Annotated in this window: 15 protein-coding genes; 11 read left to right on the forward strand and 4 right to left on the reverse strand. The window is 73.0% G+C overall.

Annotated elements, in window-relative coordinates; translation table 11 throughout:
* Positions 1-5: 5 nt before the first annotated feature.
* Positions 6-386, reverse strand: coding sequence for a succinate dehydrogenase, cytochrome b556 subunit (gene sdhC, locus AB0D74_RS27250; RefSeq protein WP_362312441.1), 381 nt, complete (start codon positions 384-386; stop codon positions 6-8).
* A gap of 192 nt (positions 387-578) precedes the next feature.
* Complete coding sequence (locus AB0D74_RS27255) at positions 579-1,127, reverse strand: 2-oxo-4-hydroxy-4-carboxy-5-ureidoimidazoline decarboxylase (protein ID WP_362592293.1); 549 nt, start codon at positions 1,125-1,127, stop codon at positions 579-581.
* 164 nt (positions 1,128-1,291) lie between these two features.
* On the opposite strand from AB0D74_RS27255, the gene AB0D74_RS27260 reads away from it, so the two are divergent.
* The 5 genes from AB0D74_RS27260 (at position 1,292) to AB0D74_RS27280 (ending at position 6,780) form a co-directional block, all read left to right on the forward strand.
* Positions 1,292-2,962 (forward strand): glycoside hydrolase family 20 protein, encoded by a 1,671-nt coding sequence (locus AB0D74_RS27260; RefSeq protein ID WP_362592235.1) that lies wholly within the window; start codon positions 1,292-1,294, stop codon positions 2,960-2,962.
* 115 nt (positions 2,963-3,077) lie between these two features.
* Positions 3,078-3,845 (forward strand): DUF4328 domain-containing protein, encoded by a 768-nt coding sequence (locus tag AB0D74_RS27265; protein WP_362592237.1) that lies wholly within the window; start codon positions 3,078-3,080, stop codon positions 3,843-3,845.
* Positions 3,846-4,067: 222 nt separating this feature from the next.
* Positions 4,068-4,643: a hypothetical protein gene (locus tag AB0D74_RS27270; protein ID WP_362592240.1), complete on the forward strand. Its 576-nt coding sequence runs from the start codon at positions 4,068-4,070 to the stop codon at positions 4,641-4,643.
* Positions 4,644-4,747: 104 nt separating this feature from the next.
* A complete protein-coding gene (locus AB0D74_RS27275) occupies positions 4,748-5,170 on the forward strand; it encodes a hypothetical protein (RefSeq protein ID WP_362592296.1) in 423 nt (140 codons plus the stop codon).
* Between the two features lie 137 nt (positions 5,171-5,307).
* Entirely contained in the window at positions 5,308-6,780 is a 1,473-nt protein-coding gene (locus AB0D74_RS27280) for a DHA2 family efflux MFS transporter permease subunit (RefSeq protein WP_362592242.1), read from the forward strand.
* Positions 6,781-6,847: 67 nt separating this feature from the next.
* On the opposite strand, the gene AB0D74_RS27285 is transcribed toward AB0D74_RS27280, so the two are convergent.
* Positions 6,848-7,771, reverse strand: a complete 924-nt coding sequence (locus tag AB0D74_RS27285) for a ScbA/BarX family gamma-butyrolactone biosynthesis protein (RefSeq protein ID WP_362592245.1) — start codon at positions 7,769-7,771, stop codon at positions 6,848-6,850.
* A 123-nt stretch (positions 7,772-7,894) separates the two neighbouring features.
* Here AB0D74_RS27285 and AB0D74_RS27290 point away from each other — a divergent pair, with 123 nt between their 5' ends.
* The 4 genes from AB0D74_RS27290 to AB0D74_RS27305 all read left to right on the forward strand — a co-directional run bounded on the left by AB0D74_RS27290 (position 7,895) and on the right by AB0D74_RS27305 (position 11,280).
* Positions 7,895-8,518, forward strand: a complete 624-nt coding sequence (locus tag AB0D74_RS27290) for a ScbR family autoregulator-binding transcription factor (protein WP_362592248.1) — start codon at positions 7,895-7,897, stop codon at positions 8,516-8,518.
* Complete coding sequence (locus tag AB0D74_RS27295) at positions 8,515-9,408, forward strand: NAD(P)H-binding protein (RefSeq protein ID WP_362592251.1); 894 nt, start codon at positions 8,515-8,517, stop codon at positions 9,406-9,408. Before AB0D74_RS27290 ends, AB0D74_RS27295 begins: the two co-directional genes overlap by 4 nt.
* 58 nt (positions 9,409-9,466) lie before the next feature.
* On the forward strand, positions 9,467-10,234 hold the full coding sequence (locus tag AB0D74_RS27300; RefSeq protein WP_362592254.1) for a glucose 1-dehydrogenase: 768 nt from the start codon (positions 9,467-9,469) through the stop codon (positions 10,232-10,234).
* 440 nt (positions 10,235-10,674) lie between these two features.
* Positions 10,675-11,280, forward strand: a complete 606-nt coding sequence (locus tag AB0D74_RS27305) for a TetR/AcrR family transcriptional regulator (RefSeq protein ID WP_362592257.1) — start codon at positions 10,675-10,677, stop codon at positions 11,278-11,280.
* Positions 11,281-11,328: 48 nt separating this feature from the next.
* Here AB0D74_RS27305 and AB0D74_RS27310 read toward each other — a convergent pair whose 3' ends face one another.
* Positions 11,329-12,459: a transposase gene (locus tag AB0D74_RS27310; RefSeq protein ID WP_362592260.1), complete on the reverse strand. Its 1,131-nt coding sequence runs from the start codon at positions 12,457-12,459 to the stop codon at positions 11,329-11,331.
* 380 nt (positions 12,460-12,839) lie between these two features.
* On the opposite strand from AB0D74_RS27310, the gene galU reads away from it, so the two are divergent.
* Together galU and AB0D74_RS27320 are read left to right on the forward strand one after the other, a co-directional pair.
* Complete coding sequence (galU, locus tag AB0D74_RS27315) at positions 12,840-13,736, forward strand: UTP--glucose-1-phosphate uridylyltransferase GalU (protein ID WP_362592262.1); 897 nt, start codon at positions 12,840-12,842, stop codon at positions 13,734-13,736.
* 110 nt (positions 13,737-13,846) lie between these two features.
* Positions 13,847-14,836: a ParB N-terminal domain-containing protein gene (locus AB0D74_RS27320; RefSeq protein ID WP_362592265.1), complete on the forward strand. Its 990-nt coding sequence runs from the start codon at positions 13,847-13,849 to the stop codon at positions 14,834-14,836.
* The last annotated feature ends 131 nt before the right edge of the window (positions 14,837-14,967 follow it).

Genomic DNA, 14,967 nt, shown 5'->3' on the forward strand with positions numbered 1-14,967 from the left:
CTGCGTCAGCTCCCGAACAGGACACGAGCGGCGTGGCCGAGAACGGGGTAGATGGCCCCGACCATGAGGACGACCCAGACACCGACGACCGTCCAGAGCATCTGCTTCTGGTAGCGCGGGCCCTTCGACCAGAAGTCGACGGCGATGACACGCAGGCCGTTGAGCGCGTGGAAGAGGATGGCGGCCACGAGGCCGTACTCCAGCAGTGCGACGATCGGCGTCTTGTACGTGGCTACGACCTTGTCGTAGTCCTCGGGGGAGACGCGGACGAGAGCGGTGTCCAGCACGTGAACGAACAGGAAGAAGAAAATGAGGACGCCGGTGACTCGGTGAGCCACCCAGGACCACATTCCTTCCCGGCCGCGGTACAGCGTTCCAGCCGGCACGGAAGTCCCTCCGGGAGCGGGGTATCGGGGCCGCGCCGGCTTGTGGGTGTCGGTCGGGCCCGGCCGGGTACGGTCCACCGGCCCCCAGCATCGTAGCGAGGCGCTGCCGCTGGGCTTACGCCGGGCCTACCGGTGTGATCAAAGTGGCACGCGGATGGGTTAGCCGGGCGGCTTCTGGGGTGGGCTGTGCTGTTATGCGCCGGGTGCGGGTTGTGGGTGGCTGGTCGCGCAGTTCCCCGCGCCCCTCAGGTAAGTGTCCAGACGCGCTCGTGCAAGGCGCCGGAGTTGCTCCACGCACATCACGCGCTCGTCCTCCGGATCGGTCGTCGAACGGGAGTAGATGCCTTCCAGGACGCGGTCCAAGCGCTCCTCGGGAGGGGTGTCGCCCAGGTAGATGACAAACACGTGCCCGAATTTGGCTTCGTAGGCCGCGTGCGCCGCAGTCAGGGCGGTGGCGGCTGCCGAGTAGGTGTCATGGGGGAGGTCTGGCAGGGACTCGCCCGCGAGTGCCTCCGCCAGGTCGCCCGGTGACAGGTCGTACGTGGCCTCGTCGGCTGCCGCGAGGAGGGAGTCCAGGTCGGGGTACGGGCGGTGGGCCGTGAGCCGGTGGGACCAGCGGCGGCTGTGCAGGCAGTGCAGGAGCAGCGCGCCGGCCTCGTCGTCGGGGGCGGCGTTGAACGCGTCCAGCGGGGTGGGGAGATGGGGCAGGCGGTGGGCGGGCAGCGTGGGTCCTCGCGTCACATGCGGTGTGGCCGGGGCGGCAGTGGATGCCGTGAGAGATGTGTCGTCGACGTTATCGAGGACGTTCACGGTGTGTCCGTTGGTTGCCTGAATTTCACCCGAACGGGAGAGTTTCGGATTGCGTCGGTGACGGAGGTGCGGCGGGTGCGTCGTAAGTTGTAGCCGTGAGCCAGCACAGGCGCAGGCCGTCGGCACGGCAGTTCACGCGGAGGCGGGCGGTGGTCGCCGCGGCCTTCGCGGGGACCGTCGCGCTCGGCACGGGCATCGGGGTATGGGCCTCCTCGGGCGGCGGCGACGGCGGGAACACCGCCGGAGCGGCCCGGCAGCCCTCCGGCAGCGACCGGGGGGCGTCGTCGGGGGCGAGCTCCGGGGCGCCGACCCCCGCTCCCACGCCCACCCGCAGCTACCCCCTCTCCCAGGCCCCGCGCACCATCCCCGCCGTCCGCTCCCACACCGCCGCCCGCGGACCCGGCTGGCGCCCGCAGCGCGGCGGCCGGGTCGTGGTGAGCGATCCGGCGCTCGCCGACGAGGGGCGGCTGACCGCGGGCGAGCTGGGGCTCGCGTACGCCGGGCAGAAGGGCGCGGACGACGACGTCCGGCCGGGCGACGTGCGGCTCGACCTCGGCGGCACGGGGGACCCGGAGTCGTACACCATGACCGTGCGCGGCGGGTCGGTCCGGATCAGCGGGCCCGGGGACGCCGGCGTCTTCTACGGCACCCGGACGCTGAAGCAGGAGGTGCACGGCGGAGGTACGGCCCCGGAAGGGGTGGTGCGGGACCAGCCCGCCAAGCCGCAGCGCGGGTTCATGCTGGACATCGCCCGCAAGCCGTTCACCGCCGGCTGGATAGAGGACCGGATACGAGAACTCGGCGACCTGAAGTTCAACGAGCTCGGGCTGCACTTCTCCGACGACCAGGGCTTCCGGATCGAGTCCGACACCCACCCCGAGATCGTCTCCCGGGACCACCTGACCAAGGCGCAGGTACGGGAGATCGTCGCGCTCGCCGCCTCCCGGCACATCCAGGTCGTACCGGAGATCGACTCGCCGGGACACCTCGGCGCCGTCCTCGCCGCCCACCCGGAGCTGCAACTGCGCAACGCGCAGGGCGTCGCCACCAGGGGCGCCGTCGACATCTCCCTGGACGCCTCGGCGAAACTCGTCGACGACCTGCTCGACGAGTACGCCGACCTGTTCCCCGGCTCCGACTGGAACCTCGGCGGCGACGAGTACCAGGCCCTGACGGTCGCGGACCCGCAGGCCTCCTACCCGCAGCTCGCGGCAGCCGCCGAGCAGGAGTACGGCGACGGGGCCACCGTCGCCGACCTCACCACCGGCTGGCTGAACGCCCGCGCCGACACCGTCCGCGCCCACGAACGCACCCTGCGGGCCTGGAACGACGGATTCCTCCGGGGCGCCTCCGTGCAGCCCGCCGACGACCTCCAGGTCGCCTACTGGACCGGCAAGGAGATCGGCGCCCGGCAGCCCGTGGAGTACCTCAGGGCGGGCCGCAAGGTCCTCAACTACAACGACGAGTACCTCTACTACGTCCTCGGGGAACCGAACACCTTCGTCTACCCGACCGGGCAGCGCATCTACGAGCAGTGGATCCCGCGCATGCTGCGCGGCACCTCGGCGGTGGCCGCGCGGTACGAGCCCCAGGTCCTCGGCGGCTCCTTCGCCGTCTGGTGCGACCTCGCCGGTTCCCAGACCCAGGACCAGGTGGCGGCCGGCATCCGGATGCCGCTGCGGGCGACCATCCAGAAACTCTGGGACCCGGACCCCCCGACGATGTCCTGGACGGACTTCAGGGCCCTCGCGAACAGACTGGGCTGACCCGGGGGACAAGGCGATACGGGTGGACGTGCGGCGGTGGCGGGCCGTATGTTCCGCATTCCGCGCGCGGGCCAGGGGAGGGCTCCGTGCACTGCCGCGTCCCGGGGGAACCGTCTTGATCTGCGCCCGCTGCCACCACTTCGCCGCCGCGCCCGGCGCCACCCTGTGCCACCGCTGCCTCGGCGACTCGCCCGAGCCGGCCCCCGTCTTCGGCAGCACGCCGGGACTGTGGCTGCGCTCGCCGGTGGGCCTCGGCTGGGCCGCCGCCGTACTGCTCGGGACGGTGGTCGCCGCCGACCTGTTCGCCCTCTGGGCGGACTTCCTGCAGTACGACGCCACGGGCGCGCTGGCCGAAGGCGAGACCGGCGCCGCCGCGTTCCGCCGGGCCGACCGCGCCGACGAACTGCTGACCGTCGCCGCCGGGGCCCAGGCCGTCTCGCTGGTCGCCTGCGTGATCGTCTACCTGTGCTGGTTCCAGCGGGTACGGGCCAACGCCCAGGTGTTCGACCCGCTCGGGCACCGCAAGTCGCCGGGCTGGGCGATCGGCGGCTGGTTCGTGCCGGTGGTGAACCTCTGGTACCCGCGCCGGATCACCCTCGACATCTGGGACGCCAGCAGCCCCTGGGGCACCACCCGTTCGCACACGCTGGTCAACACCTGGTGGGCGCTGTGGCTGGCCTCGCTGTTCGCCGACCGCGTCGGGACGACCGGCTACGCCGACGACACCGAGGGCGCGGCCCAGGTCCGCGACGGCGCCCTGCGGATGATGCTCTCGGACTCCCTCGACATCGCCGCCGCCGTGCTCGCGATCGCCCTCGTACTGCGGCTGACCCGCATGCAGCACGAGAAGGCGATGGCGGGCACCGCTCCGGCCGGGCTCTGACCCACGGCCGCACATCGGCCCACCGGCACATCGGCCCACCGGCACATCGGCACATCCGCGCACCCACGCCACCCGCCTTTGGCCGAAAAGCCTTTCTTCGGACTCCTCCGGATCCCGGGTGCCCTGCCCGTGTGACACTGCCGTACCGTCGCACGCAGTTAGGGAAAGTACGAGCTCCGTGCAAGTGGGGCCTTGGTATGTACCGTTTCTGGGAGGCGTGGGATGAGCCTGGTGGAGCTGATCGCTCAGGCCGATGAACGCGGACTGGCCGCCAGCGGGTTGGCCTGTTTGGATCGGTGCGTACCCCTGCTGGGCGGGGACGACCTCGTGCTGCGACCGCTGTGGGCGAGCCTCGCCGACGGCTCCGACTGGAGCGCGGGACTGGAGAAGGCGCGCGGTTCGCTCGGCGCCGGCGAGGAGACCGGCGCGGGGGCGGGGCCGGGCGGCCGGGCCGACGAGGCCGAGGCGCTCGCCCGCCGGATGCTCGACGCCGCGCCCGGCTCGCCGGAGGCCGCCGGGGTCCGCCTGTGGGCCGACGCCTGTTCCGTCGCCTCGCTGCAGATACACCGGCTGCTCGACCCCGCCGAGGACAGGGCACCCTCGGTGGACAGCCGCCGGGAGGGCGGCACGGAGGGCATGTCCCCGCTGGTCGCCGCCGAACTGCGCCGCCAGGTCACGGTGCTCGAACTGCTCGCGGGGCACGGCGCGGCCGGGCTGCGCCGCGCGCTGGACGTCTCCACCGAGGGCCGCCGGGTGCTGCGCGCGGTGGTGTCGCGGCGGGCCCGCGGGCTCGGGTGAACCAATGGTGAGGGCGGTGCGCGGGTCCTGCGCCGGTTGCGGGAACACCCCCGGATCCGGGTGACGAATCCGCCGCCCGACTCGCTCTTTCCTGTGTGACCCATGTGACCGGCGCGACAGCCCACCACGACGTGACACCCCGCCACGGGACAGCACAGCAGCAGACCAGGCCGCATGCCGCCGCGAGACCGGCCCGGTGGGCGGCGGACGCGGTGGCGATGATGCGCGAAGGCGCCCGGGTCCGGCTCGACTACTCGGCGCAGAGCCTGTGGCGGGTCGACCGGGTGATCGAGGAGATACGCCGGGAGGGCGCGCCCTTCGACGCCGTGCGGGAGACGCTGCGCGGCCTCGGGGCCTACGCCGGTGAGGTGATCGCCCGTCACACCGACGCCGAGTGGTGGGCGTCCGGCGGCGAGTACTGGATCCGCACCCCCGACGGCCGGCTCTGGGCCCCGATCGAGGAGGCCGGCCGCTGCTACGGCGGCCACGGCTCGCTGCGGCTGCTGTGCCGGGACGCCCTGGGGTGACGGGCAGGCCCGGAGAGAGGGACGGGCCCGGGGAGTGGGGCGGGCCCGGGGCGGCGGGAGGCGCGCGGTTCGGCAAAAACACCGTAATAAGAGACGCGGGCGTTCCCAACTGGGCGGTGGGGGAGCACGATTGGCCCATGGCCGACAACCGACGCTGGTGGGCTCTGGTCGTCATCGCCCTGGCCCAGCTGATGGTCGTGCTCGACATGACCATCGTCAACATCGCGCTCCCCTCCGCGCAGGTCGCTCTGCACATGTCCGACGGCAACCGGCAGTGGGTGATCACCGCCTACACCCTCGCCTTCGGCGGACTGCTGCTGCTCGGCGGCCGGATCGCCGACCTGGCCGGACGCAGGATCGCGTTCATGACCGGGCTGGTCGGCTTCGCCGCCGCCTCCGCGCTCGGCGGGGCCGCGGTGAACCAGGGGATGCTGTTCGGGGCGCGGGCCCTCCAGGGCGTGTTCGCCGCGCTGCTCGCGCCGGCCGCGCTGTCGCTGCTCGCGACGACGTTCACCGACCCGAAGGAACGCGGGAAGGCGTTCGGCATCTTCGGCGCCATCATCGGCGCGGGTGCCGCGGTCGGGCTGCTCGCGGGCGGCTTCCTCACCCAGTACCTGGACTGGCGCTGGTGCCTGTACGTCAACGTGCCGATCGCGCTGGTCGCGTTCGCCGGCGCCTGGGCCCTGCTGCCCGGCGGCGGCCGGCATCCCGACGCCCGCCTCGACGTCCCCGGCGCGCTGCTCGGCTCGGCCGGCATGCTCGCCCTGGTCTACGGCTTCTCCGAGGCGGAGTCCCGGAGCTGGACCGACGGTCTGGTCCTGACGCTGCTGATCGGCGGGGTCGCGCTGCTCGGCCTCTTCGGGTTCTGGCAGACCCGCGCCCCGGTCCCGCTGCTCCCCATGACCGTGGTCCGCGACCGGCAGCGCGTCGGCGCCTTCCTCACCGTGCTGCTGGTGACCATCGGCATGTTCGGCGTCTTCCTCTTCCTGACGTACTACATGCAACGCGTCCTCGGCTACTCGCCCGTGAAGACCGGCGTCGCCTATCTCCCCATCACCGTGGGCATGGTCACCGGCTCCACCCAGGTCGCCGCCCGGCTGCTGCACCGGGTCCCGCCCCGCGTGCTGATGGTGCCCGGGCTGCTGCTGGCGGCCGGGGCGCTGGCGCTGATAGCCCAGGTCGGGGTGGAACCGGCGTACGCCTCGCACATCCTGCCCGGCATGCTGATGCTCGGCCTCGGCATGGGCACGGCGATGATGACCTCCGTCTCCCTGGCGACCGGCAACGTCGCCCCACGCGACTCGGGCGCGGCCTCGGCCACCTTCAACACCGCCCAGCAGGTGGGCGGTTCGATCGGTACGGCGCTCCTCAACACCATCGCCGCGAGCGTCACCACCCGGTACGCCACCGCGCACGCCGCGACCATCCCGGACCGCACGCTGCTGGCCGCGAAGGCCGCGGTGCACGGCTTCAACGTGGCCACCTGGTGGGCGATGGCCGCGCTGCTGCTGGGCGCCCTGATCGCCGGGGTCGTCGTCAACGCGGACCGTGCCCCCATGCCGCAGGCCGCCCAGGAACGGACCCCGGAACCGGTGGACTCGGCCACCTGAGCCGCCCGCCGGGCCCCCGGCCGCAACCGGCGCACCGGCTCCGGCCACGGGCCCGGACGGCCGTCGGTCAGGTGAGGGCGGGGATCCGCTCGGCCGTGGGCAGCGGGACCGGTCGGGTGGTGGTCACCTCGGCGCCCAGGCAGACCTCCTCTCCCTGCTCGATGGTGATCCGCAGCCCGTCGCCGCCCAGCGGCGCCACGCACACCCAGGCGGGCTGGTCCAGTTCCACCCAGCGGTCGAAGGTGACGGACATCCCGGTGACCATGCCGGTGTCGGTCGGCCGGTGCGCGTGCGCGGCCTGCCGTACCGCTTCCAGCAGGAGCATGCCGGGCGCGTGGTCGACCGGGTGGTCGAAGAGCACCGGGTGGTCCAGGTCGGCCCGCAGCTGCCAGCGGTCCGTGCGGGTGCTGTCGGCCAGCACCACGTTGTACGGCAGGCAGTGGCCCACCGCGGCGGGCCGCAGCGCCGGGGGCAGCGGCAGCGCGGTGGAGCGTACGGCCGCGGGGTCGCTGCGGTCGCCGCGCAGCCGGCGGTAGAGGGCCGGGGCGCGGTTGGCGAAGCGGGCGGTGGCCGTGCCCATGCGCTCGCCGTCCAGGTGGGCGGTGGTGTGCATGACCATCGAGACGAGTGCGCCGTTCCTGGTGCGTACGTCCTCGCAGACGACGTCGAGCACCGCGTCGGCGGGGGACGCGGGGACGGCCATCGCGGTCGGTTCGACGCGGTAGCTGAAGTCGTCCCAGATCAGATGGTTGCCGAACGGGACGCCGTAGGCGGTGTGGGACAGCAGTGGCAGGATCTGGCGGACCGACTCGACGAACAGCATGGGGTCGAACCGCTGGCCCCGCGGCCAGTAGAAGCTGTGGAACCGGGGCCACTGGGCCCGGACGGTGTGCCGGTCGTCGGCGTGTGTGGTCCAACCGGTGAGCAGCACTTCGGCGTGCGCCCGCTTGTGGACGAGTTCTCTGGGTACCGCGGTGCTGAGCTGGGACATGTCAAAGCCGCTGGTGTGCGTAGGCAACATTGCTGACTCTCCCCCTGTGTGACTGGCCGCTGGCTGCGGTGACCGCGCTAACATAAAATACGTTCTCTATTTTTGTCGAGGAATGGATTGCCCATGAAGACGGCCAACGCAGAGCGTGCCGCGCGGACCCGCCAGCGCCTCCTCCTCGCGGCAGCGGAGATCTTCGACGAGGCGGGGTACGAGGGCGCCGCGGTCACCCGGATCGTGGAGCGCGCCGGACTCACCCTCGGCGCGCTCTACTTCCACTTCGGCTCCAAGCAGGGCGTGGCCGAGGCGCTGATGAACGCCCAGGCCACGACCATCGAGCCGCATCTGGAGTCGACCGGGCTGCAGCGGCTGGTCGACATCACGCTGGTGTGGGCCCAGCGGATGCAGCACGACCCGATCCTGCGCGCCGGTGTCCGGCTCGCCGTCGAACAGGGCAGTCACGGCATGAACGACGCGACGTCGTTCGAGGACTGGCGCAGGCTGATGCGCGATCTGCTGGAGACGGCGCGGGCCGACGGGGAGCTGGAGGCGACGGCCGAACCCGACCGGGTGGCCCGTTTCGTGGTGGCCGCCTGTACCGGGATGCAGGTCTACTCCCAGCTCGCCACCGGCCGCGCTGACCTGATGGAGCGCGTCTGCGACATGTGGCGGCTGCTGCTGCCCAGCCTCTCCCCGGCCGCCGTGCGCGCCAACATCAGCGTCGACCCGCAGCGGGTGCCGGCCACGTGACCGCCACCGCGCACCGAACCCGGCACCTGGTGCTGACCGGGGCCGGCGGTACGGTCGCCTCTTTGGTGGCCCGGCGGCTGGCGCCCTCCGGACACCGGCTCACCCTCACCGGCCGCACCGTCCCCGCGGACCGGCCCTGGGACGGCACGGGCGGTCCCGGGGCGGCGGTACGGCACCTGGTCTGCGACCACGAGGACCCCGCGAGCCTGCGGGCGGCGTTCCGGGGCGCGGACGCGGTGCTCGTCGTCACCAACGACCCGACCCGTCCGCAGCAGGACCGGAACATCGTCCGGGCCGCGCTGGACGCGTCGGTCGGCCACCTCGTCAAACTCTCCGCCGCCGCCGTCCACGACTCCGGCGCCGACGACCTGGTCACCTCGTGGCAGCGGGAGAACGAGCGGCGCATCAGGGCCGCCGGCATCCCCTGGACCATGATCCAGCCCCGGTCCTTCATGACGCACGCCCTGGCCTGGGCGCCGGACATCCGGGCCGGGTCGGCCACCGCGGCGCTGCATCCGCACAGCCGCAACGCCTGCGTGGCGCCGGAGGACATCGCCGAGGTGATCGCCCTCGCCCTCACCGACGACAGCCATCACGGCCGGTCGTACCAGCTCACCGGCCCCGAGGCCCTCTCGGCCCAGGACCAGACCCGGATCCTGGCCGAGCTGCTGGGCCGGCCCCTCACCTGCCGGGCGCTGACCCGGAGCGAGGCCCGCGCCGGCTTCCTCCGCCGGTACCCCCCGGCGATGGCGGAGGCGCTGCTGCTCTCTGCCGACCGGCAGGCCGCCGGTGCGAAGAGCGCGACCGGCGACACCGTGGAGCGCCTGACCGGCCGCCCGCCGACCAGCTTCACCCGGTGGGCCACCGCCCATCTGCACCGCTTCATCTGATCCGCCGGCGGCTGCGCCCAGCCGGAGGACACCCATGTCCCACGTTCCGAGGAGAGTCATGTCCGAACGAGGTCTGCTGCACGGCAAGTCCGTCGTCATCACCGGGGCCAGCAGCGGGATCGGCGCCGCCGCCGCCCTGCTCTTCGCCCGGGAGGGCGCCCGTCTGGTGCTGGCCGCGCGCCGCGGGGACCGGCTCCGGGAGGTCGTCGAGCGGATCGGGGCGGCCGGCGGTACGGCGACCGCCGTCGTCGCCGACGTCACCAGCGCCGACGACATGCGCAAGGTCGCGCGGGCCGCGCTGGACGCCCACGGCGGGCTGGACGCCGCGTTCAACAACGCGGGCTGGACGTCCACCGGCACCCCGATGCACCTGATGACCGACGACGAGTACGACCGGATCATGGACGTCAACGCCCGCGGGGTGTGGAACGCCCTGCGCGCCCAGGTGGCCGTGATGCTGGACCACGGCGGCGGCGCCGTCGTCAACACCTCCAGCGTGGCCGGGATGCGGGCGACCGGGGCGTCCGCCCCGTACATCGCGGCCAAGCACGCCGTCATCGGGCTCACCAGGGCCGCCGCCGACGAGTACGCGGACCGCGGGATCCGGGTCAACGCGCTGGTCGTCGGCAGCACCCGTACCGAGTTGATGGACGAGGTGCTCACCAACACCCCTTCCCTGCTGGGGCCGTTCACCGAACGGGCCATGCAACGGCGGCTGGCCGGACCGGAGGAGGTCGCGCAGACGGCGGCCTGGCTCTGCTCGGACCGCGCGTCGTTCACCACCGGCGCGGCCGTCCAGGTGGACGGGGGCTGGACCTCCAGGTAGCGGCGCGGACCGGTCGCAGGGGCGGACCGGTCGCAGGGGCGGACTTGCCGAGAACGTTCCGGCCTGCTCCCGTTTCCGTTCCCGTCCTCCGCCGGCCGCCTTATGGTCGAATCGCCCGCCGCGCCCGGTGCGCGGGCCGGCGCGGCGACCCCTGGCAGCCGGTGACCTCCGAGGACGCATGTGACCGAGCCGCAGCGACCAGAACCGACGCACCCCGTCGCAGCACCCCGAGGAGCGGGTCCGGCGGCCGGTGACCGGGGCGACCCGGCCCCGGCGCCGAGCCGTCCGCCCGCCCCCGGGCCATGGACCTCCGGTACCCCGGCCGGAAGGCGCCCGGGCCGTGTGACCCGCACGGCCGGCGCCCGCACCGGTGAGGGCGCGGACCCCGAAGCCGCCGCTGTCCGCCCCTCAGTTCACGACCGCGATCACCGAGGCCCCACATGACGAAGAAGACAGAGCAAGCCGCCCGCACCCGCAGCAGTCTGGTCCTGGCCGCGGCGGACAACTTCGACCGCCACGGCTACGACGGCACCTCGCTGGCCTCGGTCTGCGGCGCGCTGGGCATCTCGATGGGGGCGCTGACCTTCCACTTCCGCAGCAAGGCCGCGCTGGCGGCGGCCGTGGCGGACGAGGGGGCCGCCGAGCTCCAGCGCGCCCGCGCCGCGCGCCCGCGCACCGGGCGGCCGTTGGAGGACCTGTCGTCGCTGGTCCAGGCGGTGGCCGTGGTGCTGCGCGAGAGCGTGCGGGCCCGGTCGGCGGCACGGCTGATCGCGGAGGGCCAGGTGCACTCCACCTGGCCCGCGGACTGGCGCGACGAGGTCGAGGAGCTGATCGAGCTCGCCTGGCACGCCGGGGAGCTCGCCGAGGACATCCGGCCGAGGACGGCCGCCCGGCTCGTCCGGCATCTGGTGGAGGGGTCGGCGGCCGACGCCCGGGGGACCAGGGGCCGGGCCGCCCCGGGCGCGGCGGACTTCGCCGAGGTCTGGCAGGCGGCCCTGACCGGCCTGGCGGCGGGGTCCCGGCCCACCACCGTGGGCCTGCCCTGAGCCCCCGCCGCCCCGCCGCGCGCGCCGGGTCGAGGTCCGGCCTGCGGCTCAGGCGTCCGGGCCGCGCAGCCGGTAGTGCGTGAAGGCCACGGAGACCAGGGTCGCGTGGTGGTGCCAGCCCGGGTAGGAACGGCCCTCGAAGTCCTGGAGGCCGAAGTCGCCGCTGAGCGAGTTCACCACCGCGGACGCCAGCAGCGGCTGGCGCATCAGCGGCAGCAGCTGTGCCAGCGGCCGGTCGACCAGGTTCGTCAGCCACACCGCGGTGCCCCGGCCGCCCGCCCGCCGCCGGGCCAGCAGCCGCAGCCGGGGCTGCCGCGCGGTGGCTCCGGGCAGGGTCACCGGCATCGACACGATGTCCACCCCGTGGTGGTGCTCACCGCCGGCCGGCAGACCGCCCCGGCCGTCGAGCAGCCGCCGTACCGTCACCGGGGCGGGCGCCGGATGTCCGGCCGCGACCGGCCGCACCGCCGCCGTCTCGGGCACCTCCACGACGAACGGCCGCTCCCCGTAGGCAAGTCGGGAGAGGAAAGCGCCCCGGTCCGGCATCCAGGACAGGTCCGCGGTGAGCGGCACCTCCGGACCGCAGGTCCATGACAGAGCCCGGCTCGCGAGTCCGGCCGCCTGGGACCACATCGGGCCGCCGGTGCCCTCGGGGAGCCGCACCCGGGCGCCGAGCCGGGGGTCGGCCGGCCAGTCGTCGGGGATGTAGAGGTTCCAGTCGACGGGGAGCGGACCGGCGGGACCGCAGAGGAAGAGCCCGATGCCGAGCTGGCAGGTGGTGGCCCGGCCCAGGAAGGGGTCGTAGCGCCGGTGCACCCCGACCGAGTGGTCGCCCCTCTTGGGGATGAACGCCGGGGCCAGCGCCCACGCCGTGGCGGTGGTCCGCTGCTCCACCCAGCGCAGCAGGTCCTGACGGATCGCCTGCCAGTCCCAGGGGCTGGCGTTGACGAACTGGTGCATCGACTGCGAGGCGGTGGGGGAGCCGCTGACGGAGTCCGCGAGCCTGCGCACCGACTTCTTCCCGGGTGTGCTCAGCAGTGCCCTGACGTACAGCTCGGCCCAGCGGCGCTGGTCGGCCCGCGGCAGCCGGCCGAAGACCGCGTCGGTGAACGAGCTGAGCCGACGCATCCCGTCGAGGCCGGCCGGACCCCCGGGATCCGGCTCGTACAGCACGGTCATCTGAACAGTCCCTCCCATACGACGACGTCGACCCGTCCAGCATAAATAGCGTTCTTTATGTTGCTGCGCCGAAAAGGTGATCCACGGCGACTTTGGCAAGTCCGGTGCGGCGAACGGCGTGAAAGCAACACGAAAGCACCGCGACAGCACCGTGCAGGCAACGCGAAACAGCCCGCGCGGCGGGCGCGCGTGGACCCCCGGACTCTTCGACGACTCCCTTAAGTCGCGTCCGTTCGGGGCGCCGGGCTCGCGGCGGCGCGGTCGGTGGTGCGCACTATGACGGCCGACGGCGAGCCGGTACGCATCCCTCGCCCCGGGCGCCGCGCGCCCCTCCCCAGGCCGTGCAACACGGCACTCCCACACGTCTTTGGACATCCCACATGAGTGAGATAACGAAAGCCGTCATCCCGGTCGCGGGACTCGGCACCCGCTTCCTGCCCGCCACCAAGGCCACCCCGAAGGAGATGCTGCCGGTGGTGGACAAGCCGGCCATCCAGTACGTCGTCGAAGAGGCCGTCAGCGTGGGGATGCGCGACATCCTCATGGTCACCGGGCGCAACAAACGCGCCCTGGAGGACCACTTCGACCGCAACTGCGAGCTGGAGCTCGCCCTGGAGAAGAAGGGCGACACCGGACGGCTGGCCGCCGTGCACGCCTCCACCGAACTCGCCGACATCCACTACACCCGCCAGCGCGACCCGCGCGGCCTCGGCCACGCCGTGCTCTGCGCCGCCCCGCACGTGGGCGACGAACCCTTCGCCGTACTGCTCGGCGACGATCTGATCGACCCGCGCGACCCGCTCCTCGCGCAGATGCAGCAGGTGCGCCGCCGGTACGGCGGTTCGGTCGTCGCCCTGATGGAGGTCGACCCCGCGCGCAGCCATCTCTACGGCTGCGCCGCCGTGGAACGGGAGCACGGCGGGGACATCGTGCGGGTCACCGATCTGGTGGAGAAACCGGCCCCCGGCACCGCGCCGAGCGATCTGGCGGTCATCGGCCGCTACATCCTCGACCCGGCGGTCTTCCCGGTGCTGCGCCGGACCCCGCCGGGACGCGGCGGCGAGATCCAGCTCACCGACGCCATCCGGACGCTCGCCCTCCAGGGGCATCCGGTGCACGGGGTGGTGTTCTCGGGGCGGCGCTACGACACCGGTGACCGCGCCGACTATCTGCGCGCGGTGGTCCGGATCGCCGCCGACCGCGACGACCTGGGCCCCGGCTTCGTCGAGTGGCTGCACGGGTTCCTGGCCGGCGACCGGGCGGCGCTCACCGCCTGACGCGTCCAAGTGTCCCCGGAGCACCGGTTGAACGCCGTCCCCTCTTCGGCGAGTTGGCGATGTCGCCACGGCCCGGGTCCGCCACCTGGATGACGACAGGAGATCTCCGTATGGTCCACCACGAGCGAATACAGCGAAGCGGTACCGACAACGGATCCGGGCAGACGGAACGGATCCCGCTGGCCGCGCTCAACACCTCCGTCAGGGTCAGACTCGACGGCCCGGACGAACGGCACACCAGGGCCCTCGCCGAATCCGGTGAGTTCCCGCCGATCCTGGTCCATCGCCCCACCATGGCGATACTCGACGGCGTCCACCGTTTCCACGCGGCGCGGTTGCGGGGCGAGACCGACATCGCGGTGCGGTTCTGCGACGAACCGCTGGAGACCGCGTTCGTCCGCTCGGTCCGGGAGAACGTCCGGCACGGCCTTCCGCTGAGCCGGTCCGACCGGGCGGCGGCGGCCGAACGCATCCTGGCGGCGCATCCGCACTGGTCGGACCGGTCCGTGGCGAGGGCCGCGGGACTGTCCCCGCGCACCGTCGCCGACCTGCGCAAGGACGCGCGGTCCGGGACGGATCCGACCCATCGGCTGGGCCGTGACGGACGGCTGCGCCCGATCGACGCGGACGAACGGCGGCGGCGTGCGGCCGAGATCCTGCGCAGCGAGCCCGATGCCTCGCTGCGCCGGGTCGGACGCCTCGCCGGGATCTCGGCGACCACGGTGCGGGACGTGAAACGCCGGATCGACAGCGGCCAGGACCCCATTCCGGGCAGACGGCCCGGACACCCGGAGTTCCCGCCGCCCCGCGGCGGCCCGCAGACGATCGACCCGGCGGATTTCCCGGCGCTGGTGAAACGCCTGTGCAACGAGCCCTCGCTACGGCATTCCGCCGACGGCCGGCTGCTGCTGAGGCTGCTCGATCTGCATCTGGCGGCACAACGGAGTTCCGCCCGGATCGCCTCGGTGGTCCCTGCCCACCAGATCGCGACGGTCGCCGTCGTGGCCGCCCGCTGCCGGCAGATCTGGCAGGAGATGGCGGCGGGATTCGAGCACACCCGCCTCGGCCTGGACGAAAAGGCCGCGGCGGACAACCGATGAGAACCGATGAGAACCGATGAGAACTGAGAGGAAAGACATGTCTGTGGTGGATGGTGTGGTGGATGGGCCGGTGGGGTCGGTGGGGTCTGGTGTGGGTGGGGGTGGTTCGGGTGGGTTGTCGTCGCGGATGC

Origin of the sequence: Streptomyces sp. NPDC048278, assembly GCF_040652195.1 — a bacterium.
Classification (GTDB): Bacteria; Actinomycetota; Actinomycetes; order Streptomycetales; family Streptomycetaceae; genus Streptomyces.

Coding starts and splice junctions, on each gene's coding strand:
- AB0D74_RS27270 (WP_362592240.1), top strand. CDS start 4,068: ATGAGCCTGGTGGAGCTGATCGCTCAGGCCGATGAACGCGGACTGGCC.
- AB0D74_RS27280 (WP_362592242.1), top strand. CDS start 5,308: ATGGCCGACAACCGACGCTGGTGGGCTCTGGTCGTCATCGCCCTGGCC.
- AB0D74_RS27285 (WP_362592245.1), bottom strand. CDS start 7,771: ATGTCCCAGCTCAGCACCGCGGTACCCAGAGAACTCGTCCACAAGCGG.
- AB0D74_RS27290 (WP_362592248.1), top strand. CDS start 7,895: ATGAAGACGGCCAACGCAGAGCGTGCCGCGCGGACCCGCCAGCGCCTC.
- AB0D74_RS27300 (WP_362592254.1), top strand. CDS start 9,467: ATGTCCGAACGAGGTCTGCTGCACGGCAAGTCCGTCGTCATCACCGGG.
- AB0D74_RS27305 (WP_362592257.1), top strand. CDS start 10,675: ATGACGAAGAAGACAGAGCAAGCCGCCCGCACCCGCAGCAGTCTGGTC.
- AB0D74_RS27310 (WP_362592260.1), bottom strand. CDS start 12,459: ATGACCGTGCTGTACGAGCCGGATCCCGGGGGTCCGGCCGGCCTCGAC.
- galU (WP_362592262.1), top strand. CDS start 12,840: ATGAGTGAGATAACGAAAGCCGTCATCCCGGTCGCGGGACTCGGCACC.
- AB0D74_RS27320 (WP_362592265.1), top strand. CDS start 13,847: ATGGTCCACCACGAGCGAATACAGCGAAGCGGTACCGACAACGGATCC.